This is a genomic window from Streptomyces sp. NPDC007205 (genome assembly GCF_040634095.1).
Lineage (GTDB): Bacteria > Actinomycetota > Actinomycetes > Streptomycetales > Streptomycetaceae > Streptomyces.
This window is the reverse complement of sequence record NZ_JBEYEW010000007.1, coordinates 83,837-107,090: the sequence shown is the minus strand read 5'-3', so window position 1 is coordinate 107,090 and position 23,254 is coordinate 83,837. Positions and strand designations below refer to the sequence as shown.

The following is a 23,254-nucleotide window of genomic DNA, read 5'->3' as shown; positions in this document are numbered from 1 at the left end:
GCCGAGGCCCTGGAGGCCGTCGGCATCATCACCCCCTTCCCCATCCAGGAGATGACGCTCCCCGTCGCCCTTTCCGGCACGGACGTCATCGGCCAGGCCAAGACCGGCACCGGCAAGACGCTGGGCTTCGGTCTTCCGCTCCTCGAGCGCGTCACCGTCCCCGCCGACGTCGAGGCCGGACGCGCCGCCCCCGAAGACCTCACCGACGCCCCGCAGGCGCTCGTCGTCGTCCCCACGCGCGAACTGTGCACCCAGGTCACCAACGACCTGCTGACGGCCGGCAAGGTCCGTAACGTGCGCGTGCTGGCGATCTACGGCGGCCGGGCCTACGAGCCCCAGGTCGAGGCCCTGAAGAAGGGCGTCGACGTGGTCGTCGGCACCCCGGGCCGGCTGCTGGACCTCGCGGGCCAGAAGAAGCTGAACCTGAAGCACGTCAAGTCGCTGGTCCTGGACGAGGCCGACGAGATGCTCGACCTGGGCTTCCTGCCCGACGTCGAGAAGATCATCAACATGCTGCCGGCCAAGCGGCAGACCATGCTGTTCTCGGCGACCATGCCGGGCGCGGTCATCGGCCTCGCCCGCCGCTACATGTCCCGGCCCACGCACATCCGCGCCACCGCGCCGGACGACGAGGGCGTGACGGTCGCGAACATCAAGCAGTTCGTCTACCGCGCGCACAACATGGACAAGCCGGAGATGGTCTCCCGCATCCTGCAGGCCGACGGCCGCGGGCTGGCGATGATCTTCTGCCGGACCAAGCGCACGGCGGCCGACATCGCCGAGCAGCTGGAGCGCCGCGGCTTCGCCTCCGGCGCGGTCCACGGCGACCTCGGCCAGGGTGCCCGCGAGCAGGCGCTGCGCGCCTTCCGCAACGGCAAGGTCGACGTGCTCGTCTGCACCGACGTCGCCGCGCGCGGCATCGACGTCGAGGGCGTCACCCACGTCATCAACTACCAGTCCCCCGAGGACGAGAAGACGTACCTGCACCGGGTCGGCCGTACCGGTCGCGCGGGCGCCAAGGGTACGGCGATCACGTTCGTCGACTGGGACGACATCCCGCGCTGGCAGCTGATCAACAAGGCGCTGGAGCTGGACTTCAACGACCCGGTGGAGACGTACTCGAGCTCCCCGCACCTGTTCTCCGACCTCGGTATCCCCGCGGGCACGAAGGGCACCCTGCCGCGCTCGGAGCGGACCCGCGCCGGGCTGGACGCGGAGGAGCTGGAGGACCTGGGCGAGACCGGCGGGCGTGGCGCACGCGGCCGCGGCCGTGGTGGCCGGGATGAGCGTGGTGGCCGTCCCGAGGCCGGCACCGCCGAGCGCGAGCGTACGAGCCGCACCCCGCGCAGTCGCCGCCGCACCCGCAGCGGAGCACCGCTCGACGCCGCTACGGCCCCTGCGGCGCCGACCGCCGAGTCCCGCGCCGAGGACACCGCCGGCGTGGAGGAGTCCCGGGCTCCCCGCACCCTGCGCCGCCGTCGCCGTACGCGCGCCGGTGCTCCGGCGCAGCCGGCAGCGGCCGAGGCCGCCGTCGAGTCGCTCGACACGGCGGAGGGCACGCCCGCGCCGACCACGCCCGACCAGGAGGCCACGGCGAAGCCGCGCCGCCGCCGCACCCGCAGGAACGCGGACGCCCAGGCCCCGCAGCCGGCGGAGTCCGCGGTCACGGAGGCACCGGCGACGACGGAGGCCTTGGCGACGGAGGTGCCGGCCAAGCCCGAGCCCGTGGTTCCCGCCCCCGTGGTCGAGGACAGCCCGGCGCCGGAGCCGACGGCCGAGACCACCGAGGCCAAGCCGCGACGCACCCGCAAGTCGGCAGCCGCCGCCGAGACGGCCCCGGACACCACCGAGACCGCCGAAGCCAAGCCCCGCCGGACCCGGAAGACCGCCACTGCCGCCGAAGCCGCCGTGGACACGGCCGAAGCCACCGAGGCCAAGCCCCGCCGCACGCGGAAGACCGCCGCAGCCGCGCCGGAAGCTCCGGAAGCCCCGGAAGCCGAGGCCAAGCCGCGCCGGACCCGCAAGACGGCAGCCGCCGCCGAGACGGCCCCGGACACCACCGAGACCACCGAGGCCAAGCCCCGCCGGACCCGGAAGACCGCCACTGCCGCCGAAGCCGCCGTGGACACGGCCGAAGCCACCGAGGCCAAGCCCCGCCGCCGCACCCGCAAGGCAGCGGAGCCGGCCGCCGAGGCCGCGTCCGTCGTGACCGAGGCCCCGACGGAGGAGCCCGCCCCGGCGACCAAGCCCCGCCGCACGCGCAAGACGGCAGCCGCGGCCGAATCCGCGGTGGACACGGCCGAGGCCACCGAGCCCAAGCCGCGCCGCACGCGGAAGACCGCCGCAGCCGCGCCGGAAGCGCCGGAAGCCCCGGAAGCCGAGGCCAAGCCGCGACGGACCCGTAAGACGGCCGCTGCCGCCGAGACGGCCACCGACACGGCGGAGGGCACGGAAGCCAAGCCGCGCCGCACGCGGAAGACCGCCGCAGCCGCGCCGGAAGCTCCGGAAGCCCCCGAGGCCGAGGCCAAGCCGCGACGGACCCGTAAGACGGCCGCTGCCGCGCCGGAGACGGCCGAGGCCACCGAGGCCGAGGCCAAGCCCCGTCGCGCCCGGAAGACCGCCGCCGCTGCCGCCGACGCCGAAGGCACGGAGGCCAAGCCGCGACGGACGCGCAAGGCTGTCGTTGCGGAGATCCCCGCACAGGCGACCGAGGAGCCGGAGGCCAAGCCGCGCCGCCGTGTCCGCAAGGTCACGGCGGTTGTCGAGGCTGCCGAAGGCTGATCCGGCACACCCGTCACCGGCGGCCCGGCCCACTCAGGTGGACCGGGCCGCCGCGTTTCCGCCCGCCCCGGCCCGATAGCCTCTCCCCATGAGCAGGCCCGCCACCTTCGTCCCGCCGCCCGGTGCTCGGGCGTACTCCCTGCGGACCGCGCGGGGGGAGTTCGCCGTGGTCGACGCTCCCGTGGCCGACGGGGTCGAGCCCCGAGGGGTCGTGCTGCTGCTGCCGGGATTCACCGGGAGCAAGGAGGACTTCAATCCGCTGCACGTGCCACTCGCGCAGCGCGGGTACCGGACCGTCGCCGTCGACGGACGCGGCCAGTACGGCTCGGACGGCCCCGAGAGCGATCAGTCCGCCTATGCGCAAGAGGAGTTGGCGCGGGACGTGCTGGCGCAGGCCGAGGCGCTCGGACAGCCGGTGCATCTGCTGGGGCACTCCCTCGGCGGGCAGATCTCACGCGCCGCCGTCCTGCTCGACCACGCCCCCTTCCGGTCGCTCACCCTCATGGCGTCCGGCCCCGCACAGATCTCGGAGCCCCAGCGGCAGCGCGTGAAGCTGCTGCGGGACGCGCTCGCCGTGATGTCGATGGCGCAGGTGTGGGACGCGATGCGGGCGATGGAGACGCCCGAGGAGACCGAGACGGCCGCACTCGACGGCGGCCTCGACGACCGGGACGACCTGCGGCGCCGCTGGCTGGGCACCAAGCCCGCCCAACTCCTCGCCACCGGACGTCAGTTGTGCACGGAACCGGACCGGGTCGCGGAACTGGCCGCCGTACCGCTGCCGTTCCACGTCCTGTCCGGCGCACGGGACGACACCTGGCCCCTGCCCCTGTTGGACGACATGGCGGTACGGCTGGACGCGCGGCGGACGGTGATCGAGGACGCCGAGCACTCCCCCAACACCGACCAGCCCCTGGCCACGGCGCGCGCCCTCGCCGACTTCTGGGATGCCGCGGGCGAGCAGGGTTAGAACTGCGCCTGCAGATGGTCCCAGAAGCCGTCCCGCAGGGCGCGGCGCAGGTCCGCCTGGCCGCGCAGGGAGTACTGCAGCAGGCCCTCGGCCTCGACCAGCAGGTCCTGGTCGACGGAGCCGGGCAGGTAGGGGTGGCCGGGGAGCAGCTCGACGAGGGCCTCGCGGCCCCGGGATGCCAGCCACTTGGCCGCGATCTGGGCGCCGACGAAGCGGACGTCCTCGCGGGTGGGGCGGGTGCCGGCGGTGGCGTCGTAGGCGGCGGCCGTGCGGCGGGAGACGTACGGCTTGAAGAACTCCAGGTCGAGGGTGCGCTGGCTGTCGACCTCCCAGAGCAGCGGCTCGGCCTGGTTGCGGCCCTCGGGCGCCTCGATGCCCCACAGGTGGACACGGGCGCCGTACCCTTGCGCCGCCTCGACCGCCGAGACCAGGTCCTCGTCTCCGCCGAGGAGCGCCGCGTCGCTGATGGCGCGGTGCCGGGCGAGGGATTCCAGATCCGTGCGGATCAGTGAATCGACGCCCTTCTGCTGGTTGTTGGCGTTGAGGTTGCCCAGGCGGATCTTGACGTCGGGCAGTTCGGCGATGGCCTGCTGCTCGGCGGTGTGAATACGGCGGCGGGCGCCGTCGTACCAGTAGACGCGCAGCAGGCGGCTGTCCGCGAAGACCGAGCGGGCCCGGTCGATGAGGGCCTCGATCAGGCCCTCGGCGTCCAGGTCGAAGGCCCGGCGGTCCTCGGTCCCCGCGACCAGCCGGCCCGCCGCCGCGTACAGATAGCCCGCGTCGACGAAGATCGCGTGGGTGGAGGGCGTCTTCGCCACCTCGGCGAGCATGCGTTTCAGCAGCTCGTTCGTGTGGTCGATGCGGGCACCCAGGGCCGCCAGGTCGTCGTTCATCGCCTCTATTGTCCCGGTCGTCACGCTGCGGACACAACCGGCCCCGATGGGTCCCGCCGGGCTTCCACGGGTGCGGCTTACCGGTCAGTAATTAGCCGTTCGAAAAATTTATTTAGCGTAGGGAATGTTTGTAACAAGGAGCATGTTGACTCAGTACGACACCGGATACACAGCCGGTGCACCAAGTAGTTCTCCGCAGGAGGATGACCAGACGAAGGGAGAAGCCCATGCGCTTCGAGATCATGCGACTCGACGAGGTCGACGGCACCACCGTGGACACCACCGTCGTGGACGCCGCCTCCGTCAACCGGATCGTTCAGCAGGCCGCCGCCATCGGACAGCGCCTGTGGATCCGCCCGGCCGAAGCCAAGGCCTCGTAACGCTCACGCGTTCCGCGCCACTCAAGCTTTCCGGGGGAGCCGAGCCGACGAGGGCTCAGCTCCCCCGGATCACCTGAGTGATCCCGTTGATGATCTGCTGCACGGCGATCGCGGAGAGCATCATGCCCGCGAGCCGTGTCACCAGGACGACACCGCCGTCCTTGATGACGCGGATGATCAGCAGCGAGTAGCGCATCACCAGCCACAGCACGACATGGATCGCGAGGATCGCGGACCACACCGAGATCTGCGTGGACACGCTGTCGGCCTTCTGCACGGCCAGGATCACGGACACGATCGCCCCGGGCCCCGCAAGCAGCGGCATGCCCAGCGGTACGAGCGCCACGTTCACGTCCTTGGTCTGCTTCGGCTCGTCGGTCTTGCCGGTGAGCAGGTCCAGCGCGATCAGCAGGAGCAGCAGACCGCCCGCGATCATCAGCGCGGGGACGGAGACGTGCAGGTAGTCGAGGATCTGGTGGCCCAGGACGCCGAACGTGGCGATGACCCCGCCCGCCACACACACGGCCTGGAAGGCCATGCGCTTCTGCACCTTGGCCGGACGGCCGGCGGTGAGGGCGAGGAAGATCGGGGTGATCCCAGGGGGATCCATGATGACGAAGAGGGTCAGGAACAGGGAGCCGAAGACGGCGATGTCGAACATGGGGGAAGTACTGGCCTTGCTGGAAAAGGGGTGAACTGCGGGCGTGTGAGGGCCGCCGGCGGCCTCAGGCTCCGCCGGTGCCCGGCACCGGGAACGCGCCGGTCGCCCGTCGTGTGATCTCCCCGTACACCTCGGGGTCGGTCGTGTACGCGCCCAGCGACACGGTCTTGCGGCTGCCGTGGTAGTCCGAGGAGCCCGTGACCAGCAGATCCAGGTCCTTCGCCAGGCCCCGCAGCCGGTCGCGCGCCTCGGCGTCGTGGTCCATGTGGTCGACCTCGATGCCGTCCAGACCGGCCGCGGCCATCTCGGCGATCGCCGCCTCCGGGACCGTACGACCCCGCTTGGCGGCGGCCGGGTGCGCGAACACGCAGACCCCGCCCGCGCCCTTGACCAGCCGGATCGCCTCGAGGGGGTCGGTCTCGTGCTTCTCCACGAAGGCCCGGCCGCCGTCGGCCAGCCACTCCTCGGTGAACGCGTCGCTCACCGTCGGTACGACACCCAGCTCGACCAGCGCCGTCGCGACATGCGGGCGCCCCACGGATCCGCCGGCCGCGATCCGCTCGACCTGCTCCCAGGTGACCGGTACACCCAGCGCGGCAAGCTTGGCGATCATGCCCTTGGCCCGCGGCACCCGGTCGTCCCGCACCAGCTCACGCTCGGCGAGCAGAGCGGGCTCCGCGGGATCGAAGAGGTAGGCCAGCAGGTGCATGGAGACGCCGTCGATACGACAGGACAGCTCGGCACCGGTGACCAGCGTGAGCCCCACGGGCAGCGCGGCGACCGCCTCGGCGTACCCACGGGTGGTGTCGTGGTCGGTCAGCGCGACGACGTCCAGCCCGGCGGCAGCGGCATTGCGCACCAGCTCGGCCGGGCTGTCCGTACCGTCGGAGGCCGTGGAGTGACAGTGCAGATCGATACGCACGGTGACTCCAGACGGGAACATGACGGACGGAGGGGGACACCTAAGGATAGCGGTGTTTTCCAGCCCGCCTGTCACACCCGAAACGACGCAGTGCCCTTTACCGCATCCCGCCAGGTGTGCGGGGAACCGCGCGACAAGCCCCCACGCACCCGCACCCGCCCACGGCGAGACCCCGGCACCCCACTGGGCGCTACGGCCGAAGCAAGCGCGGCGACAACGCTCCGCAGGGCACCAGATCCAGCTCCGCCCCCGCGTCCCGCAGATCCGTCAGCACCAGCTCGTCGTACATGAGCAGGCCGGACTGCTCGGGCCACATCACCGCCCACAACCACATCCCGAGCGCCTCGCCGGCGAAGACCGCACGGTCGTCGGGCGTGCGGTAGACATGCCAGAGCGGGGTCGGGCGGCCGGCGGCCAGGACCTTCGCCTGGGGCGGCTTCTCGATGTTCATGTACGACCCCGGGTCCGGGCCGTCGATGCCCGCGTACCGCGCGCCGAGGCCGACGCCGAGTTCCTCGGCGACCAGGATCAGCTCCCCGGGGCCGCCGAGCGGGCCGGGTCCGGAGCAGGCCACGGCGGTCGCGCGGCCACCGCTGCGGTCGTCGCCGGCGTAGGCCACGCCCGTGAAGAGCCAGCCGACCGGCAGCGGCCAGGGCATCCACAGCGGGACGTGCGTGCGGTGCACGACGGCAGCGAGGGCTTCGACGCTGGGCGGGATCACGGGCTGCAGCGGATACACCGTGCCGTGCACATCACACTGCCACGCATCGGCGAAGAGGCCGGGAGCCCTGACCCGGCCACCACACCGCGGGCAACTGGGTTCGCCCCTCATAGGGCTCCACGGTCCTACCCCTGCCCGCCCACGTCAAGGACGATCACCCGTCCGGACGGAACGCGTCACGCCGCCACGTGCCCGCCCCTGCTCGCCACGCCGCCGACCGGTTCGGACACACCTGGCCGGCCGGGGCTCCGGCAGGGCCAACTGGCTGCCTCCGGCGGTCATTTGGTGAGGTTGCTCACCTCGACGCCTACTCCAGCGGGACGGACCTGCGGGCAGGGTCACGCAGGTCCGTCCCGTTCGCGAGCCAGCGCTCCTGGAGGGCCTGGGCGCCGTGCACCCGCTTCCAGGCGGCCTCGTTCGGGGTCATCGGCAGCAGCGGCAGGAACCGTACGGGCTCCATCGGGTCGTCCAGCTCCAGGTCCTCCACCAGGCCGCCGGGCTCGCCCACCAGGACGGAGGTGAAGGGGGCGCCGGGCCACAGCGGGTCGCCCACGTCCAGGGAGCCGCCCGGGGTCACGACCAGCCCCTCCACCTGCGGGGACGCGGCCAGCACGGCGAGCGGACGAAGCACCTTGTCGGTGTCGGCGACACCTGCGCGGACGGAGAGGACCAGCTCGGCGCGGGGGCCCTTGACCGGGTCGGCGAGCATCGCGGTGGGGTCGGTCATGGGGTGCGCGGACATGCCGAGGGTGGCGTACCGCACGACGTCCCCCTCCTGGAACCGGAGCACCTCGATGCGCTCCGTGCCGAGGAAGGTGACGGCGGCGCGCGCGTCCGGTTCGCCCAGGGCGGTGGTCAACCGTGCCTCGACCAGAGGAAGAACATCAACCATGCCGTGAGCATAGAACTCGTCAGTAGCGGGCAAAGCGGCGCCTTGACACATCGGGCGACTGCTACGCTGAGCCGGTGGTTCGGGGCAGCCCGCAGAGCGTGCCGTCAAGTCCCGACACTGAGACTCCCTTACGAGGGACCGGCCGGAGGAGGTGGGGCTGTCATGGATCGAAGTCGACCGTGCAGTACCACTCGCTCTTCCGCCCGCTGAATCTTCTCACTGGCTGGTTTCCGGCTGTTCGACGCCGTCCCGTGCGTGTCCGCCCTTCGGAAGAGCACTTCGTCTTGCTTTGCCTGATCTGAATCAGTTCTGCATCAGTAGCGAAGTCGCCACCGCGACGGTGCGGTGCTCCCCGCTTTGTGGACGTGCCAAACATCCGCAGTGAAAACGTCCTCATTCCGGGTAGTTCCACCCGTCGCCGGCGGTCTTTCGTTGCCTGTCGCGAAGGAGCCTGCTCATGTCGATGATCCGCGACCTGCGCGCCGTGGTCCGTCCGTCCCGCGTCTCGCTGCGCAAGACCACGGGCACGTCGAGCCCGCCGTACGACACCACCCGCGACCCCGCCACGCCCTCGGCGGTCGTGGACTGCGCCGTGTACCGCGACGGTGCGCGCGTGGCGAGCGCGAAGCCGCTCACCCCGCACGAGGCGATGCGGCTGGTGCGGCGGGACGGCGGCTTCGTGTGGATCGGGCTGCACGAGCCGACCGAGGCCGAATTCGCCGGTATCGCGGGCGAGTTCGGGCTGCACCCGCTGGCCGTCGAGGACGCGGTGCAGGCGCACCAGCGGCCCAAGCTGGAGCGGTACGACGACTCGCTCTTCACCGTCTTCAAGACCATCCACTACGTCGAGCACGACCGGCTCACCGCCAACAGCGAGGTCGTCGAGACGGGTGAGGTCATGTGCTTCACCGGGCGGGACTTCTTCATCACCGTCCGGCACGGCGGCCAGGGCTCGCTCAGGGCGCTGCGCCACCGTCTGCAGGACGACCCGGAGCTGCTGGCCAAGGGCCCCTCGGCGGTGCTGCACGCGATCGCCGACCATGTCGTGGACGGCTACATCGCGGTCGCCGACGCGGTGCAGGACGACATCGACGAGGTGGAGACCGAGGTCTTCTCGCCGGGCCGCAAGGGCGGGGTGTCCCGGGGTGTGGACTCGGCGCGGATCTACCAACTCAAGCGTGAGGTACTGGAGTTCAAGCGGGCGGTGGCTCCCCTGCTGCGGCCGATGCAGCTGCTGAGCGAGCGGCCGATGCGGCTGATCGACCCGGACATCCAGAAGTACTTCCGGGACGTCGCCGACCACCTCGCCCGGGTCCAGGAGCAGGTGCTGGGCTTCGACGAGCTCCTCAACTCCATCCTCCAGGCCAACCTGGCGCAGGCGTCCGTCGCGCAGAACGAGGACATGCGCAAGATCACCGCCTGGGCGGCGATCATCGCCGTACCGACGATGGTGTGCGGGGTCTACGGCATGAACTTCAGGTACATGCCCGAGCTGCACTGGAAGTACGGCTACCCGGTGATCATGGGCATCACGGTCGTCATCTGTCTCGGCATCCACCGCACGCTGAAGCGCAACGGCTGGCTGTGAGCGGCGCTGGTTAGGCTGGGCACATGACAAGCGAGCTGCTCGACCGGGCCCTCATCGAGGAGGCCGCGAAGAAGTCCGGCCTCATCTGGGTCAGGGGCGCCGGTGTCCCGGCCGCGCGTGCGCTGTGGCATGTGTGGCACGAGGGCGCGCTGTGCCTGGTCGGCGACGGCCCCGGTGAGCAGCCGCTGGAGGGGCTGGTCGACGGGGGCTCCGCCGAGGTGACCGTGCGCAGCAAGGACAAGGGCGGCCGGCTGGTGACGTTCCCGGCGACCGTGTCCGAGCTGCCGCCCGGCTCCGCCGAGTGGGAGGCGGCGGTCGCCGAGCTGAAGGGCAAGCGCCTGAACGCCCCCGACGGCGAGGAGATGCCGGGCCGCTGGTCCCGCGAGTGCCGGGTGCTGCGCCTGGCTCCGGCGGGGTCGGTGGCACCGTTGCCGTCCGGCAGCCTGGCGGAGGCTCCGGTTGCGACGCCGGCGACCACGCGGATGCCGATCCCGGCGGCCTTGCCGAGGCTGCTTTCGAAGCGGCGGAAGAAGCAGAAGAAGTAACGGCGGGGCCGGAGCTTCGGCCGGCCCCGGCAAGAAGTCGCCGGCGAGAAATCGCCGGCAACCGGCTAGGACGTCGGCAGCTGCCTGCCGTAATCCACGGTCTCACCCTTCGCGGGTTCCGCTACGGCGAAGTCCTTACCCCAGTCGGAGAAGGTGAGCGTGCCCCCACCGCCGGCGCGGGCCAGGCGGAGGGGATACGGCGTGCCCTCCAGGGAGACGTCGAGGCTGCCGCCGGAACCCTTGTCGCCGGTGATGCGGATGGTGCGGGTACCCGCATCGTCGTGGTGGCCGTCCGTCGCCAGTGTGCCGTGCAGTGTCAGCAGCCCGTCGAGGAGGAGGTCCTTGTCCGTGAAGCCGCTGAACTTCCTGTACGCGGGGTCCCCCTGCGGCACCTTCACGTACTTGCCGTTCAGTTTCCCGGCCGCACCGTCCCCGCCGTCCTTGCCGTCGGCCTGGTTCCAGAAGTCCGCGTCGGCCTTCAGATACAGCTGCTTCCCGACCCTGAGCAGCTTGAAGGTCGCCCCCTTCGAGGTCACCGACCCGGTGCCGCCGCCGGCCTTCAGCTGCATGTCCAGCTGGTACGTCCGCCCGCTGGTGACCACGGTCCCGGACAGCCGTACCGCCGGTGCCCCCTGGGCGGCGGCCCGTGTCCTCGCCTGGATCCGGTCGGCGGGCAGCTTGCCCACGCCGTTCGTTCCCGCGTCCGGATCGCCGCCACCGCACCCGGTCAGCACCGCCGTCCCCGTCACGGCGAGTGCGCAGAACGCGGTCACCCGCGCGGCCCGGCGGGCACGACCCTGGGGAATCACAGTCACAGGTGGGGTCGCCTTTCTGACGGTTCCGGAGCGGAGTACCGCAGCGTACCGGTGCCCGGGCCGCCCGGCGGAGCCAGTCCGTCCGGACCCCCCACCAGGGCGTATCCGAGCAGTAGGGGCTAGCCTGAAGCGCACTCGAGCGGGCAAATCCGAGCAATTCACAAAGAAAGCGGAACGCCCGATCAAAGGGCGGTTCCCAGGCACTTCAGCAGAGGAAGCACAGTCATGGCAGCCGGCGCCCCCCGGATCTTCGTCTCGCACCTCGCCGGGGTCCCCGTCTTCGACCCGAGCGGCGACCAGGTGGGCCGCGTGCGCGATCTGGTCGTGATGCTGCGTGTGGGCCGCAGGCCACCGCGGCTGCTCGGGCTGGTCGTCGAACTGGCCACCCGGCGCCGCATCTTCCTGCCCATGACCCGGATCACCGGTGTCGAGTCCGGGCAGGTCATCACCACCGGCGTGATGAACGTCCGGCGCTTCGAACAGCGGCCCACCGAGCGGCTGGTCATCGGTGAGCTGCTGGACCTCCGCGTGCGGCTTGCGGAGACCGGCGAGGAGGTCACCGTCCTCGACGTGTCCGTGCAGCAGCTGCCCGCCCGCCGGGACTGGGAGGTCGACCGCGTCTTCGTCCGCAAGGGGCGCAAGGCGACCGCCTTCCGGCGGGCCAGAGGGGAGACGCTGACCGTCGAGTGGTCCGCCGTCAGCGGGTTCTCACTGGAGGAGCACGGGCAGGGCGCCGAGAGCCTGCTCGCCACCTTCGAGCAGCTGCGCCCGGCCGACCTCGCCAACGTCCTGCACCACCTCTCCCCCAAACGGCGCGCCGAGGTCGCCGCCGCGCTCGACGACGACCGCCTGGCCGACGTACTCGAGGAACTCCCCGAGGACGACCAGATCGAGATCCTCGGCAAGCTGAAGGAGGAGCGGGCGGCGGACGTCCTGGAGGCCATGGACCCCGACGACGCGGCCGACCTGCTCTCCGAGCTGCCCGAGGAGGACAAGGAGCGGCTGCTGAGCCTGATGCAGCCGTCCGACGCGGCCGACATGCGGCGCCTGATGTCGTACGAGGAGCACACGGCCGGCGGTCTGATGACCACCGAGCCGATCGTGCTGCGCCCGGACGCCACGGTCGCCGACGCGCTCGCCCGGGTCCGCAACCCCGACCTCTCCCCCGCCCTCGCGGCCCAGGTCTACGTCTGCCGCCCGCCCGACGAGACCCCGACGGGCAAGTACCTGGGCACGGTGCACTTCCAGCGGCTGCTGCGCGACCCCCCGTACACCCTGGTCAGCGCGCTTTTGGACGAGGACCTGCAAACCCTGGCCCCGGGCGCCGCGCTGCCCGTCATCGCCGGGTTCTTCGCCACGTACGACATGGTGGCCGCGCCCGTGGTGGACGAGTCCGGGTCGCTGCTGGGAGCGGTGACCGTGGACGACGTACTGGACCACATGCTGCCCGAGGACTGGCGGGAGACCGAGTTCCATCTGGACGAGGGAGAGGGGGCGGCCGCACATGGCTCCTGAACGTGAGAGCACCCGTGAGCGCAGTACCCCGGCGGGCGCCACGGCCGCCACCCGGCCCCGCACGCCCCGTCTGGACCAGCCGCGCCCGCCGCGCCGCCGGTTCCTGCCCGAGTGGGACCCGGAGGCCTTCGGCCGGCTGTCGGAGCGCATCGCCCGCTTCCTGGGCACGGGCCGCTTCATCGTCTGGATGACGGTCGTCATCATCCTGTGGGTGGTGTGGAACATCGCCGCGCCGGCGCACCTGCGCTTCGACAACTACCCGTTCATCTTCCTGACCCTGATGCTGTCCCTGCAGGCCTCCTACGCGGCCCCGCTGATCCTGCTCGCGCAGAACAGGCAGGACGACCGCGACCGGGTCAACCTGGAGCAGGACCGCAAGCAGAACGAGCGGTCCATCGCCGACACCGAGTACCTGACCCGGGAGGTCGCCGCGCTGCGCATGGGCCTGGGCGAGGTGGCCACCCGCGACTGGATCCGCTCGGAGCTGCAGGACCTGGTCAAGGAGCTGGAGGAGCGCCGCCGTCACGACGGGCACGCCGGCCATGTCGTATTCCCGGCGGAACGGACGGAACGCCCGCCGGGACGTGACACAGACGACCGCTGACGGGCATCCCTCAGGTCCCTCGGCGCGCCGTACCATCGTCCTTATGGCTACGGAAGACGCGGTGCGCGAGGCACTGGCGACGGTGAACGACCCCGAGATCAACCGCCCCATCACCGAGCTGGGGATGGTCAAATCGGTGCAGATCGGCGCGGACGGAGCGGTCGCGGTCACCGTGTACCTGACGGTCTCCGGCTGCCCCATGCGCGACACCATCACCCAGCGCGTCACCGAGGCGGTCTCCCGGGTCGAGGGCGTCACCCGAGTCGACGTCACGCTCGACGTCATGAGCGACGAACAGCGCAAGGAACTGGCGACGGCCCTGCGCGGCGGCCAGGCCGAGCGCGAGGTCCCCTTCGCCAAGCCCGGCAACCTCACCCGGGTCTACGCGGTCGCCTCCGGCAAGGGCGGCGTCGGCAAGTCCTCGGTGACGGTCAACCTGGCCGCCGCCATGGCCGCCGACGGCCTCAAGGTGGGCGTCGTCGACGCCGACATCTACGGCCACAGCGTGCCGCGCATGCTGGGCGCGGACGGCCGTCCCACCCAGGTCGAGAACATGATCATGCCGCCGTCGGCGAACGGCGTGAAGGTCATCTCCATCGGCATGTTCACCCCGGGCAACGCCCCGGTCGTCTGGCGCGGCCCGATGCTCCACCGCGCCCTGCAGCAGTTCCTGGCGGACGTCTACTGGGGCGACCTGGACATCCTGCTCCTGGACCTCCCGCCCGGCACCGGCGACATCGCCATCTCGATCGCCCAGCTGATCCCGAACGCCGAGATCCTGGTCGTGACGACCCCGCAGCAGGCGGCGGCGGAGGTGGCGGAGCGGGCCGGCTCCATCGCGGTCCAGACCCACCAGAAGATCGTCGGCGTGGTCGAGAACATGTCCGGGCTGCCCTGCCCGCACTGCGACGAGATGGTCGACGTCTTCGGCACGGGCGGCGGCCAGACGGTCGCGGACGGCCTGACGCGTACGACGGGTACGACCGTCCCGGTCCTCGGCTCCATCCCGATCGACGTCCGCCTCCGCGAGGGCGGCGACGAGGGCAAGCCGGTGGTCCTGACCGACCCGGACTCCCCGGCGGGCTCGGCCCTCCGCGCGATCGCGGGCAAGCTGGGCGGGCGGCAGCGAGGGCTGTCGGGGCTGTCGCTGGGGATCACGCCGAAGAACAAGTTCTGAGGACTGCTGCCGCTACGACAGGCTGGCTGCCGCTAGACGAAGGGGCGCCGTCCTTCACGGACGGTGCCCCGGTCCTTCACGGACGGTGCCCCTGCCCCTGCTCGTGCTCGCGCCCCGGGCAGAGGTCGAGCGTGGTGCACAGCATGATCTCCTGACAGGAGCCGGCTGTGGGCTCCCCGCGCGGCCCTTGCTCGGCGTGCGGCACGAACCGCCATTGCGATGCTTTGGCGTGCCGTGTCCTGTCCGCCTTCTCCACGTGCACGTGCAGCGTGCGGTCCGTCGGGTCGTTCGTCTCCACCAACACCTCGTCCGCCGCGAGCGGGAAGTGGTCGTGCAGCAGGCACAGGCCGAATCGGTTCAGATTCCCGTGCTTGGCCAGCACCGCCACCAGATCCCGGACGAACTCCGCGTCCTGAGGCCCCAGCCCCTCGGCTTCCTCGAAGCCGGGCAGCGGAGCTCTCACAGCGGAAACGTTTATGACTGTCATGATCCCTCCGTCAAATAGTTGACGGTCATCGGATTCCATTATCAGCCACTGACCTATTTCCTGCAATTCGGCAGAAAACGGCCGATGGAGTGGGTTGTCGAACCTTCTTCCGCGCGTCGGGGACCGCGACATATGCCACGGGCCTAAATTTGTCGCCGAGGAGGTTTCGGCGCGATGCGGGGTATCCGATGGTGGCGCCTTTTACTGCTGATGGTGCTGGCCGTGATGTGGTGGGCGGCCCCCTCGGCAGCGGCGCGACAGAACAACACTGACACCTGCTGGGGAAATCAGATCGAAGCCAGTAGCGTGGACGCCAGAATCCGATTCGACCAGCACAGCAAGAACTACCTCAAGATCTATTCCTACATGACGGTCAGCGCGCCTCTGGACAAGTGGCCTGCAGCAAGGCAGCTGACCTTCAGCGAGGACTCCGCGGAATACCAAAGGGCAATGCGCTGCCTGCTGCGCGGATCGGACAAAACCCTGCGCCAGGAATGGCGGCCGCATGATCCGGTGGTGACGGCCGACTCCCGAAGAGTCACCGTGCAGTACGATTCCTTCGCCTGGATCAAGGACTACAGCCCAATCCGGCTCGGCCCCTGGCAGATCTCCAGAGACCATCAAAGAATGTGGTGGATCCACCTCCGTCCGCCAACGTTGCAGAATGCGCACTGGCAGACCGTCAAGGCGGAGATGGGCGGCATCTATTTCAATGACCGCTCTCGGCTGGCATCGTCCTCCGACGAGAACACCCTGGTCTGGAGAAATCAGAGGCCCGACCACGTCACTTTCGAAATCGATCTCCCGTGGCAGCGCTACTGGCAACTGAGCTACGGCCAGTCGATCTGGAGCAAGGTCGGAGTCGCGTTTTGGTGGGTGAGCGCTTCCGTCGTGATCGCACTGGCCGCACGGAGCACCCTACGGAAGCGTTCCACCGCCACGGCCGGACCACCGGACCCGACGGCGCAGGGAGTTGCCGCCGACGGCGCAGGCGACGACAGCCCCGCGGGGGCCATGCTGCAATGGGCCCTGCTCAGCGCGGCATTCGCCCTGATGCTGCTGCTGTTCATCCCCCAGCCGCCGATCAGCGCGCAGTGGCGCGCCTTCGTCTGCGTCGCCGCCGGCCTTGCCCTGGTCCTCATCGCACGGCCCTGGTACAGCGGCGCACCCGTCCCCGCCCTGGATGGCGCGGCCGATGACACCGGCACCGCCTACGGCCATCGACGTCGTCAGAGGCACGCCGTGGTCGGCGTGGCGTCGGCGGTGGCGGCGATCGGTCTGCTGGTGCTCGTGGCGCCGGCGATGTTCGGCCTGCCGGGCACTCTCGTGTCAAAGGCGGAGCCCAGTGTCTCCGGCGATGTCGGCTATGTGCTCATGGGCATGGCGACCGTGTGGTTGTGGCTGGCCGCCATGGCCGCCTGGGCGTGGCGTTTCGCCCGGGAGGGAGCGCTGCTCCCCGCGTCCTGGTCACGGACCTGGAACAACGCTCCCGTGCGCTGTGTCATCGTGGTCTCCGCGCTGCTCGCCGCAGTCGCCGGAGGCCTGGTCGGCTGCTTCTGGTGGGTGAACGACAACCAATGGGGAAGGGCCACCTGGCTCACCGACCAGAACGCTGTGCCCCGGGACTACATCAGCAAATCCCGGGCGAATTTCTCGTTCACCGACCTGGCCTGGATTTTCACCTACAGCTGGGTCTTGACGGGTGTCGCACTCCTCGCCCTGTTGCACTTTCGCGTCAGAACGAAAAGGACACAGACGGACCATAAACAGGAGAAGCCGGTCCTCGGCCCGACAGGACCCGACCTGCTGCTAGTCGCGGCGGTGTTCGTCTTCACGGTGGGACTGCGGGGCGCCACCTTCACCGGGACCAACGCCCAGTACGGCGTCTGGCTCATCTTGAACATGGGCTCACTGCTCGCGGTTCTTGCCGCGGGGCGACAGTGGTCGGTACTGAGCCAGATGGGCGGCGCCTTTTGCGCGAAGAAGCTGAGAAGCAGGAAGCGTCGCGCTGAGGTGATGGCGAAAGCCCACGAATACCGCAACATCAACCACCAGTTGCAACTGCTGGACCAGGGACGCGCCGGGGTCGACACACGCGAGCAGTTGGAGGGGCGACTACGGGCACTCCGCCAGTGGTTGGTGGACAAATGCGACGACCGGAATCCACCCGACTATCTTTCCGTCCTGGACGTCGCCCTGGCCTGGGGGCCGAAAGACGACTGGTGGAGCAATGGCGTGCACGCCGCTCGGGTGGCCTTCTGCTTCGGGGTCCCGGCCAGCGGAGCCCTGCTCTATCTGTACGCCAAGGATCCCTGGAACTGGATCCAGCTCTCCTTCGAGCCCACGGCAATCCCGGCACTCGTCGCGAACTTCCTGGCCTACCAGGTGGCGTGGGCCGCCGCCGGGTTCGTCCTGGGCGCGCTCTGGCGCCTGCTCCCCGGCCATCACAGCCCCGCCCGCGCCTGGAGCCTGACCTTCTCCTACGCCGTGCCCGCCTGCCTGTTCCTGCTGCTCAACAAGTTCACCGGCGTGGACTTTCACGACCTGCTCTTCTATTCGGTGCTCATGCTCCTCATCCTGACGCTCACCAGCATCTGGATGGACACCTCGACCTTCAGCGCGGAACGGCTGTACTGGCCCCGTCGTTTCGCGCTGCTGTTGTCGATCTACCAGCTTCGGGGACTCTCGACACAGGTCGCCTGGATTCTCGTCCAGATCGGGGCGGCCGCAGTCATCTGGCAGAAGCTGGCGAGCCGCTAGCCGGGCGCGTCCGGGACCCGCGTCCGGGACCGCCGACGGCTGCGGCGGTCCCCCTGACCGGTCCGGCTAGGCGTAGGCAGCGATGTCCTTGACCACCGCGAACCCCAGGCCGTACGCGCTCATGCCCCGCCCGTACGCCCCCAGGTGCACGCCTGCCTCCGTCGTCCCGGCCAGTACCCAGCCGAACTCCGACTCCCGGTAGTAGAACGAGGCCGCCGTCCCGTCCACCGGCAGGGAGAGCTTGGACCACTCCGGGCCCTCCAGATCGTCGGCCAGGGCCCACGCGGTCTCCGTCTGCTGGTCCAGCCAGTCGTCCCGCAGGGTGTGGTCCATCTGCCCGGGCCAGGTGAACGACAGCAGCCCCACCCCGGCCAGCCACGCGGCCGAGGAGACCGAGGTGGCCTCCAGCAGCCCCGTACCGTCGGCGCTCCTCCGGGGAGGGTGCGCGGCGACGGTGACGACCACCGCGAACTTCTCGCGCGGCTCACCGGCGGAACCGGCATCCGCCCGCACGGAGGGCTCGTCACCGTGTCCGATCGAACCGTGCTCGACGGCACCGTCCGCCGCCGTACCGACCTCCATCAGCCAGCGCGGCCCGGTGAACGCCTCGTCGAGGCCGTACCACGGGAAGGGCGCCAGCAGGTAACCGTCGACCGTACGCCGGCCGGAGGGGGCCTGCTGCGCACCCTCCGCGGCCGGCGCCTTCGCGCCCACCCGACTCGTCGTCTCCATCTGCCCGGACGCCTCCTCGCTCTCGTCGGACCGGGGCGGCCCGCCCCCCTTCGGGCGTACTCCTCCGGTCCGCACAACAACTCGGCAGCATATCCACACCGGTGAGAGCCGCAGGGCAGGCACTGGAGGCACGGGTCGCACGAACGCCCTGTTCGGGACGTGTGCGACGGGTACGTGCTATGAAACGCGTCACGTGCGCGGCATGCGCCCGCGTGCGCGTGTCGACGTGGCGGCGGCTCGGCGGCCCGCGGCTACGTGGCGTCCGCGTCGAAGGGCGGCCGCTCGTCCTTGGCGGGCTCCTCGGGCTTCTTGGTCATGTCGATGCGCCCACCGGACGACGAAGGCGCCGAAGGAGAAGACGGAGAGGAAGCGACGGAAGAATCGGTGTCCCGGCCGTTGACGGCGTCCGTGACCTCGGCCATCTCCTTCTTCAGGTCGAATCCGTTGCGGATCTCCTTCAGCCCCAGCTCGTCGTTGTCCAGCTGCTTGCGGATGAACGTCTTGGGGTTGAGGTCCTCGAACTCGAAGTCCTTGAACTCCGGACCCAGTTCGCTGCGGATGTCCTGCTTGGCGCTCTCCGAGAACTCGCGGATCTTCCGGATCGTCCGCGTCACGTCCTGGATGACCTTCGGGAGCTTGTCCGGACCGAAGACGAGCACGGCGAGCACAATGATCGTCACCAGCTCCAGTGGCCCTATGTCATTGAACACCTGACGCTCCTTGCGATGTCCTCGGTCGCTCAACGGTACCCGGCGTTCCTGGCGGACCGGTACCGTCCCGAGGTGAGACTTCCGTCAGTTCTGCTCCAGGGGTGTCAGTTCTGTGCCGCGGCGCCCAGCTGGAGCGGAACCTCCCGGTCGGTGCCGGCGCGCCGTACCGTCAGCCGCAGCCGGTCACCGGGCCGGTGGGCGCGGATCTTGACGATCAGCTCCTCGGCCGTGTGCACACGCTCTCCGTCGACCTCGGTGATGACGTCACCCGGCTTCAGACCGGCCCGGTCACCGGGGCCGCCCCGGGTCACGGCGGGGCCGCCGCCCGCGCTCTTGCTGTCGATACGGGCGCCGTCGCCGGTGTACGCCATGTCGAGCGTGACGCCGATCACGGGGTGGGTCGCGTGGCCGTCGTTGATCAGTTCCTCGGCGACGCGCTTGGCCTGGTTCACGGGGATGGCGAAGCCGAGACCGATGGAGCCGGCCTGGCCGCTGTCCGAGTCGGAGCCGCTGTCGGCGGACCGGATCGCGGAGTTGATGCCGATCACCTGGGCCCGGGAGTCGAGGAGCGGGCCGCCGGAGTTGCCCGGGTTGATGGGCGCGTCGGTCTGCAACGCGTCGACGTAGCTGACGTCGCTCCCGTCGCCCTGCTCCCCGCCCGCCGTGATGGGCCGCTCCTTGGCGCTGATGATGCCGGAGGTGACGGTGTTGGCGAGGTCGAAGGGGGCGCCGATGGCGACGACGGGGTCACCGACCCGGACGTCGTCGGAGTTGCCGAGGGGCAGCGGGGTGAGCCCGTGCACACCGTGGACCTGGACGACCGCGAGGTCGTAACCGCTGTCCCGGCCGACCACCTTGGCCTTGACGGTGTCGCCGCTGCTGAAGGACACGGTTATCGCGCCCCCCGATGCGGCGGGCGCGACGACGTGGTTGTTGGTGAGGATGTGGCCCTGGGTGTCGAGTACGAAGCCGGTGCCGGTGTCCGCCTGGTCGGTCCCGGTGACGTGCAGCGTGACGACACTGGGCAGCGCCAGGGCGGCTATCGCGGCGACGCTGCCCGGTGGCCGCCCGGCGGGCACGCTTCCGGTCTGCGGCTGACGCCCGTCAGCGCCGAGGCCCTGGCGTTCGACATACGCGCCGGCGACCCCGCCGATGCCGGCGGAGACGACGGCGACCACGAGGGTCCACACGAGCGCGAAGCGCTTCGCCCGCCGTTTGCGCTGCCCGACCGTCAGCACCCCGGCACCGGTCTGGTGCAGCCCACCGTGCACAAGCCCCTGCTCCGCAGGCGAACCGACGGCCCACGGGTCATAACGCCGAGCCCCGTCCTCCAAGGGGGCGGGCACGCCGGCGGACGGGGCGCCGGCTACGGCGGTGTGCGGCGCGGGTGCGACCCCGGCGGCCGGAGCGTGCGACCCCGGTACCGGCGTCGGTGCGGGCGCGGGAGCCCCCGGCGCGGGATTCGGCGGCCCCGGTGTGGGTGCCGATGCCAGGGGTGCCGGCGTCGGTGGAGCCGTCGGTGCGGGTGCGGGCGTCGCCTGGGCCGAGGTGGTCGCCGGGTGCTGTACGGGCGGTGCGGGCGCCCAGGGGCCGGGCTCGCCGTATGGCGGGGTGCTGTAGGGGTCGGGGTCGTGCAACGGTTTCGGCCGCTCGGTGGGGGCCGCCCAGGGAGGCCCCCCTTGTTCGAGTGACTCACCTGCCGCCGGGCTCGCGTCCGCCTCGGCGCCGCCCGCCGGGCCCGGTGCCGGCTCGGCCAGTTCGAAGTCGCCGTCGGCCACGGCCTGGGGCTCGTCCGCCCCGGCCCTGTCCGAGTCCGCGTTCGCCTCCTCGGCGTCCACCGGTCCGGCCGGACGCGCCAGGGCAAAGTCGCCCGACGCGACGTCAGCCGCCCCGGAACTCGCCGAACCTGGATCCGGCTGTTCGGGAACCGCCGGCTCGACCTCGACCGGGCCGTTGCCGCCCGGCGTTCCGTCCCCCTCCGTGGTCTCGCGTGCCACGCCCGCCGCTCCCTCCGGTCCGGCCTCCGGCGAGACACCGTTCCCCTCGTTCATGCTCTCCCCACGGCTGGCCGTGACCAGCGCTTCGGCGGCGGCCACGGAACGTCGACTACGCCCCCGGGTCATCGCCGCGGGAACGGCCCTCACCGGATTCAACCAGGTTCACGGGGCGTGGCGCAGCGGCCGGTCAGGGGGCCGGGCGGGATGTGGAGGGGGAGGGCGACGGAGCGGACGGGGTGTCGGGGACGGGGGCGGGCAGCAGGCCGGAGGCGGACACTCCGGGGACCGTGGACCAGGCGGCGAGCGGGTAGACCACGGTGTCGTCGAGCGGACGTATCAGCGGGGAGACGGCGGCCGCACCCGCCGTCACCGGAGCGGTCAGGCCGCGTATGGCGTCGCCCTGGGCCTGGCCGGTGCCGGGGAACGGCAGTCCGGGCACCAGCGGCGCGGACATCGAGGCCTGGGCCACCCCTGTCTGTCCGAGCTGTGCGCCGCCCTGGGCGAGCAGCGGCCCCGCCACGCGACGGCGCCGGCTGTCGGCCGTGGCGGCGCCCGTGCCGGCGGCCGAGCGCGCCGGGAGCACGTTGCTGCCGGTGCCGGATCCGCCGCGGGCGTCCGCGGTGGCGTCCCCGGGGATGGCGGTGGTCACGCCGCCGAGGGCGACCGCGGCCAGCGAGACCGCGCCGGCGGCGGCGAACGCGAACCGCAGTCCGCGCGAGGCGGAGCGGCCGTCGTCCGGGCGGCCGACGGGGTGGATGCGGAAGCCGCGCTCCCCGGGTGCCGGGACGGCGTGATCGGAGCCGACGGGGGCGGGGCCGTGCGGGCGGGCGGGGGCGTATCCGAAAGCGAAGCGCTCGCCGCGCCTCACTCCGAAGACGCCGAAGGCTCCGAAGACGCCGGGGGTTCCGGCGGATCCGTCCGTGTCGTCGTCGGGGCCGTCTCCGAAGAGTCCGCCCCCGTGCGGCGACATGCCGTCGCCGCCCAGGTCACCTTCCCCGGAGAGGCCCTGGAGGCGGGCCAGGAGGCTCGCCGAGGGCGGCGGCGGGGCCGCCTCCGCGAACACGTTCTTCAGTGCGCGCTGGGCGTCCGCCTCCGCCTTGCACCGGGCACAGGTGGCCAGGTGGGCGAGGACCCGCTCACGCGTCTCATGACCGAGCTCTCCGTCCACCAGGGCGGAGAGCCGGTCTCCCAGGTGCTGTTCTGCGAGGTGTGCCTCGACAGGTTTCGGCCATGATCCACTCACGCGGTCGCGCCCCCTCCCCCCAGAGCGGGGACACGGGCCAGGAAGGTCCGCCGCTCGGCGGCGCGGGCCTCCGGGGAACGGTGCGCGAGGGCCTTGCGGAGCTGGGAGCGGCCCCGGTGGATACGGGAGCGGACGGTGCCGAGCTTCACGCCGAGGGTCGCGGCGATCTCCTCGTACGACAGTCCCTCGATGTCGCACAGGACGACGGCGGCGCGGAACTCGGGCGCGAGGGTGTCCAGGGCCTGCTGGACGTCGGCGTCGAAGTGCGCGTCGTTGAAGAGCTGCTGCGGGGTGGGCTCGCGGCTGGCCAGGCGCTCGGCCGCGTCCTCGCCGAGGGCGTCGAAGCGGATGCGCTGCTTGCGCCGGACCATGTCCAGGAAGAGGTTGGTGGTGATGCGGTGCAGCCAGCCCTCGAAGGTGCCCGGCGAGTACGTCGACAGGGAGCGGAAGACACGGACGAAGACCTCCTGGGTGAGGTCCTCGGCGTCGTGCTGATTGCCCGTCAGGCGGTAGGCCAGCCGGTAGACCCGGCCGCTGTGGGTGCTGACGATCTCCTCCCACGTGGGCGGAGTCCACGCCTGCCCGTCCGCGTCGGTGGAGAAGGTCGCGGTCTGGGTCTCGCCTGCGGCGAGACGGGCGTGGTGGTCAGCAGCGGTGTCGGTCACGGATTTCGGCCTGCCCGCCGACCCGAGGAAGCGCCGCAGCACTCCGCCCCGATCCCCGGGCGCAGCCGCACCTCCCCTGTCGGCTCTGGTGGTGTCCAGTGGAGCCCCTACCATAGCCACCTCGCCCGTTAGCTCCGGATAAGCGGTTTTACGAGAATTTGATACTCGCTGATACGGCTCGTGCGGCTGCGTCAGG

21 protein-coding genes are annotated in these 23,254 nt (G+C 71.1%); 9 read left to right on the top strand and 12 right to left on the bottom strand.

Annotated elements, in window-relative coordinates:
• The first annotated feature begins 51 nt into the window (after positions 1-51).
• Together ABZ624_RS14585 and ABZ624_RS14580 are read left to right on the top strand one after the other, a co-directional pair.
• A complete protein-coding gene (locus ABZ624_RS14585) occupies positions 52-2,781 on the top strand; it encodes a DEAD/DEAH box helicase (protein WP_360087809.1) in 2,730 nt (909 codons plus the stop codon).
• Between the two features lie 88 nt (positions 2,782-2,869).
• Positions 2,870-3,751 (top strand): alpha/beta hydrolase, encoded by an 882-nt coding sequence (locus ABZ624_RS14580; RefSeq protein ID WP_360087223.1) that lies wholly within the window; start codon positions 2,870-2,872, stop codon positions 3,749-3,751.
• Here ABZ624_RS14580 and ABZ624_RS14575 read toward each other — a convergent pair.
• Entirely contained in the window at positions 3,748-4,644 is an 897-nt protein-coding gene (locus tag ABZ624_RS14575) for an NYN domain-containing protein (RefSeq protein WP_360087220.1), read from the bottom strand. The genes ABZ624_RS14580 and ABZ624_RS14575 overlap by 4 nt on opposite strands.
• Positions 4,645-4,871: 227 nt before the next feature.
• On the opposite strand from ABZ624_RS14575, the gene ABZ624_RS14570 reads away from it, so the two are divergent.
• On the top strand, positions 4,872-5,024 hold the full coding sequence (locus ABZ624_RS14570; protein WP_360087217.1) for a hypothetical protein: 153 nt from the start codon (positions 4,872-4,874) through the stop codon (positions 5,022-5,024).
• Positions 5,025-5,079: 55 nt separating this feature from the next.
• Here ABZ624_RS14570 and ABZ624_RS14565 read toward each other — a convergent pair whose 3' ends face one another.
• From ABZ624_RS14565 to ABZ624_RS14550, 4 genes are all read right to left on the bottom strand, one after another.
• Positions 5,080-5,685 carry a MarC family protein gene (locus ABZ624_RS14565; protein WP_351238331.1) on the bottom strand — a complete coding sequence of 202 codons (606 nt, stop codon included), beginning with the start codon at positions 5,683-5,685 and terminating at the stop codon, positions 5,080-5,082.
• 64 nt (positions 5,686-5,749) lie between these two features.
• Positions 5,750-6,607 (bottom strand): PHP domain-containing protein, encoded by an 858-nt coding sequence (locus ABZ624_RS14560; protein ID WP_360087214.1) that lies wholly within the window; start codon positions 6,605-6,607, stop codon positions 5,750-5,752.
• A 190-nt stretch (positions 6,608-6,797) separates the two neighbouring features.
• Positions 6,798-7,439: a DUF6758 family protein gene (locus tag ABZ624_RS14555; protein ID WP_360087211.1), complete on the bottom strand. Its 642-nt coding sequence runs from the start codon at positions 7,437-7,439 to the stop codon at positions 6,798-6,800.
• A 196-nt stretch (positions 7,440-7,635) separates the two neighbouring features.
• Positions 7,636-8,220 carry a suppressor of fused domain protein gene (locus ABZ624_RS14550; RefSeq protein WP_360087208.1) on the bottom strand — a complete coding sequence of 195 codons (585 nt, stop codon included), beginning with the start codon at positions 8,218-8,220 and terminating at the stop codon, positions 7,636-7,638.
• Positions 8,221-8,677: 457 nt separating this feature from the next.
• Here ABZ624_RS14550 and ABZ624_RS14545 point away from each other — a divergent pair, with 457 nt between their 5' ends.
• A complete protein-coding gene (locus tag ABZ624_RS14545) occupies positions 8,678-9,808 on the top strand; it encodes a magnesium and cobalt transport protein CorA (protein ID WP_360087205.1) in 1,131 nt (376 codons plus the stop codon).
• Positions 9,809-9,831: 23 nt separating this feature from the next.
• Positions 9,832-10,353, top strand: coding sequence for a hypothetical protein (locus tag ABZ624_RS14540; RefSeq protein WP_360087202.1), 522 nt, complete (start codon positions 9,832-9,834; stop codon positions 10,351-10,353).
• Positions 10,354-10,418: 65 nt separating this feature from the next.
• Here ABZ624_RS14540 and ABZ624_RS14535 read toward each other — a convergent pair whose 3' ends face one another.
• Positions 10,419-11,168 carry a hypothetical protein gene (locus tag ABZ624_RS14535; RefSeq protein WP_360087199.1) on the bottom strand — a complete coding sequence of 250 codons (750 nt, stop codon included), beginning with the start codon at positions 11,166-11,168 and terminating at the stop codon, positions 10,419-10,421.
• Between the two features lie 225 nt (positions 11,169-11,393).
• Here ABZ624_RS14535 and ABZ624_RS14530 point away from each other — a divergent pair, with 225 nt between their 5' ends.
• From ABZ624_RS14530 to ABZ624_RS14520, 3 genes are read left to right on the top strand one after another with little or no spacing between them, the layout of a single operon-like run.
• Positions 11,394-12,683 carry a CBS domain-containing protein gene (locus ABZ624_RS14530; protein ID WP_360087196.1) on the top strand — a complete coding sequence of 430 codons (1,290 nt, stop codon included), beginning with the start codon at positions 11,394-11,396 and terminating at the stop codon, positions 12,681-12,683.
• On the top strand, positions 12,673-13,287 hold the full coding sequence (locus tag ABZ624_RS14525; RefSeq protein WP_360087193.1) for a DUF1003 domain-containing protein: 615 nt from the start codon (positions 12,673-12,675) through the stop codon (positions 13,285-13,287). Before ABZ624_RS14530 ends, ABZ624_RS14525 begins: the two co-directional genes overlap by 11 nt.
• A gap of 43 nt (positions 13,288-13,330) precedes the next feature.
• Positions 13,331-14,464, top strand: coding sequence for an Mrp/NBP35 family ATP-binding protein (locus ABZ624_RS14520; protein WP_360087190.1), 1,134 nt, complete (start codon positions 13,331-13,333; stop codon positions 14,462-14,464).
• A 76-nt stretch (positions 14,465-14,540) separates the two neighbouring features.
• Here the strand turns inward: ABZ624_RS14520 and ABZ624_RS14515 are convergent, their stop codons facing one another.
• Positions 14,541-14,927 carry a hypothetical protein gene (locus ABZ624_RS14515; RefSeq protein WP_360087187.1) on the bottom strand — a complete coding sequence of 129 codons (387 nt, stop codon included), beginning with the start codon at positions 14,925-14,927 and terminating at the stop codon, positions 14,541-14,543.
• A gap of 198 nt (positions 14,928-15,125) precedes the next feature.
• On the opposite strand from ABZ624_RS14515, the gene ABZ624_RS14510 reads away from it, so the two are divergent.
• Positions 15,126-17,711: a DUF6185 family protein gene (locus ABZ624_RS14510; RefSeq protein WP_360087184.1), complete on the top strand. Its 2,586-nt coding sequence runs from the start codon at positions 15,126-15,128 to the stop codon at positions 17,709-17,711.
• Positions 17,712-17,777: 66 nt separating this feature from the next.
• Here the strand turns inward: ABZ624_RS14510 and ABZ624_RS14505 are convergent, their stop codons facing one another.
• The 5 genes from ABZ624_RS14505 to sigE all read right to left on the bottom strand — a co-directional run bounded on the left by ABZ624_RS14505 (position 17,778) and on the right by sigE (position 23,100).
• Positions 17,778-18,443: a hypothetical protein gene (locus ABZ624_RS14505; protein ID WP_360087181.1), complete on the bottom strand. Its 666-nt coding sequence runs from the start codon at positions 18,441-18,443 to the stop codon at positions 17,778-17,780.
• Between the two features lie 251 nt (positions 18,444-18,694).
• A complete protein-coding gene (locus ABZ624_RS14500) occupies positions 18,695-19,153 on the bottom strand; it encodes a sec-independent translocase (RefSeq protein ID WP_360087178.1) in 459 nt (152 codons plus the stop codon).
• Between the two features lie 104 nt (positions 19,154-19,257).
• The gene (locus ABZ624_RS14495; RefSeq protein WP_360087175.1) at positions 19,258-21,204 is read right to left on the bottom strand and encodes a trypsin-like peptidase domain-containing protein; all 1,947 of its coding nucleotides are present in this window, start codon (positions 21,202-21,204) and stop codon (positions 19,258-19,260) included.
• Positions 21,205-21,337: 133 nt separating this feature from the next.
• Entirely contained in the window at positions 21,338-22,393 is a 1,056-nt protein-coding gene (locus tag ABZ624_RS14490) for a zf-HC2 domain-containing protein (RefSeq protein WP_360087172.1), read from the bottom strand.
• A complete protein-coding gene (sigE, locus tag ABZ624_RS14485) occupies positions 22,390-23,100 on the bottom strand; it encodes an RNA polymerase sigma factor SigE (RefSeq protein WP_360087169.1) in 711 nt (236 codons plus the stop codon). Before sigE ends, ABZ624_RS14490 begins: the two co-directional genes overlap by 4 nt.
• Between the last annotated feature and the right edge of the window lie 154 nt (positions 23,101-23,254).

What these genes read in the sequence shown, in the direction of transcription:
- ABZ624_RS14510 (WP_360087184.1), top strand. Translation starts at nt 15,126, where the DNA reads ATGCGGGGTATCCGATGGTGGCGCCTTTTACTGCTGATGGTGCTGGCC.
- ABZ624_RS14505 (WP_360087181.1), bottom strand. Translation starts at nt 18,443, where the DNA reads ATGGAGACGACGAGTCGGGTGGGCGCGAAGGCGCCGGCCGCGGAGGGT.
- ABZ624_RS14540 (WP_360087202.1), top strand. Translation starts at nt 9,832, where the DNA reads ATGACAAGCGAGCTGCTCGACCGGGCCCTCATCGAGGAGGCCGCGAAG.
- ABZ624_RS14525 (WP_360087193.1), top strand. Translation starts at nt 12,673, where the DNA reads ATGGCTCCTGAACGTGAGAGCACCCGTGAGCGCAGTACCCCGGCGGGC.
- ABZ624_RS14570 (WP_360087217.1), top strand. Translation starts at nt 4,872, where the DNA reads ATGCGCTTCGAGATCATGCGACTCGACGAGGTCGACGGCACCACCGTG.
- ABZ624_RS14575 (WP_360087220.1), bottom strand. Translation starts at nt 4,644, where the DNA reads ATGAACGACGACCTGGCGGCCCTGGGTGCCCGCATCGACCACACGAAC.
- ABZ624_RS14550 (WP_360087208.1), bottom strand. Translation starts at nt 8,220, where the DNA reads ATGGTTGATGTTCTTCCTCTGGTCGAGGCACGGTTGACCACCGCCCTG.
- ABZ624_RS14555 (WP_360087211.1), bottom strand. Translation starts at nt 7,439, where the DNA reads ATGAGGGGCGAACCCAGTTGCCCGCGGTGTGGTGGCCGGGTCAGGGCT.
- ABZ624_RS14585 (WP_360087809.1), top strand. Translation starts at nt 52, where the DNA reads ATGACGCTCCCCGTCGCCCTTTCCGGCACGGACGTCATCGGCCAGGCC.
- ABZ624_RS14565 (WP_351238331.1), bottom strand. Translation starts at nt 5,685, where the DNA reads ATGTTCGACATCGCCGTCTTCGGCTCCCTGTTCCTGACCCTCTTCGTC.
- ABZ624_RS14580 (WP_360087223.1), top strand. Translation starts at nt 2,870, where the DNA reads ATGAGCAGGCCCGCCACCTTCGTCCCGCCGCCCGGTGCTCGGGCGTAC.
- ABZ624_RS14495 (WP_360087175.1), bottom strand. Translation starts at nt 21,204, where the DNA reads ATGAACGAGGGGAACGGTGTCTCGCCGGAGGCCGGACCGGAGGGAGCG.
- ABZ624_RS14530 (WP_360087196.1), top strand. Translation starts at nt 11,394, where the DNA reads ATGGCAGCCGGCGCCCCCCGGATCTTCGTCTCGCACCTCGCCGGGGTC.
- ABZ624_RS14545 (WP_360087205.1), top strand. Translation starts at nt 8,678, where the DNA reads ATGTCGATGATCCGCGACCTGCGCGCCGTGGTCCGTCCGTCCCGCGTC.
- ABZ624_RS14520 (WP_360087190.1), top strand. Translation starts at nt 13,331, where the DNA reads ATGGCTACGGAAGACGCGGTGCGCGAGGCACTGGCGACGGTGAACGAC.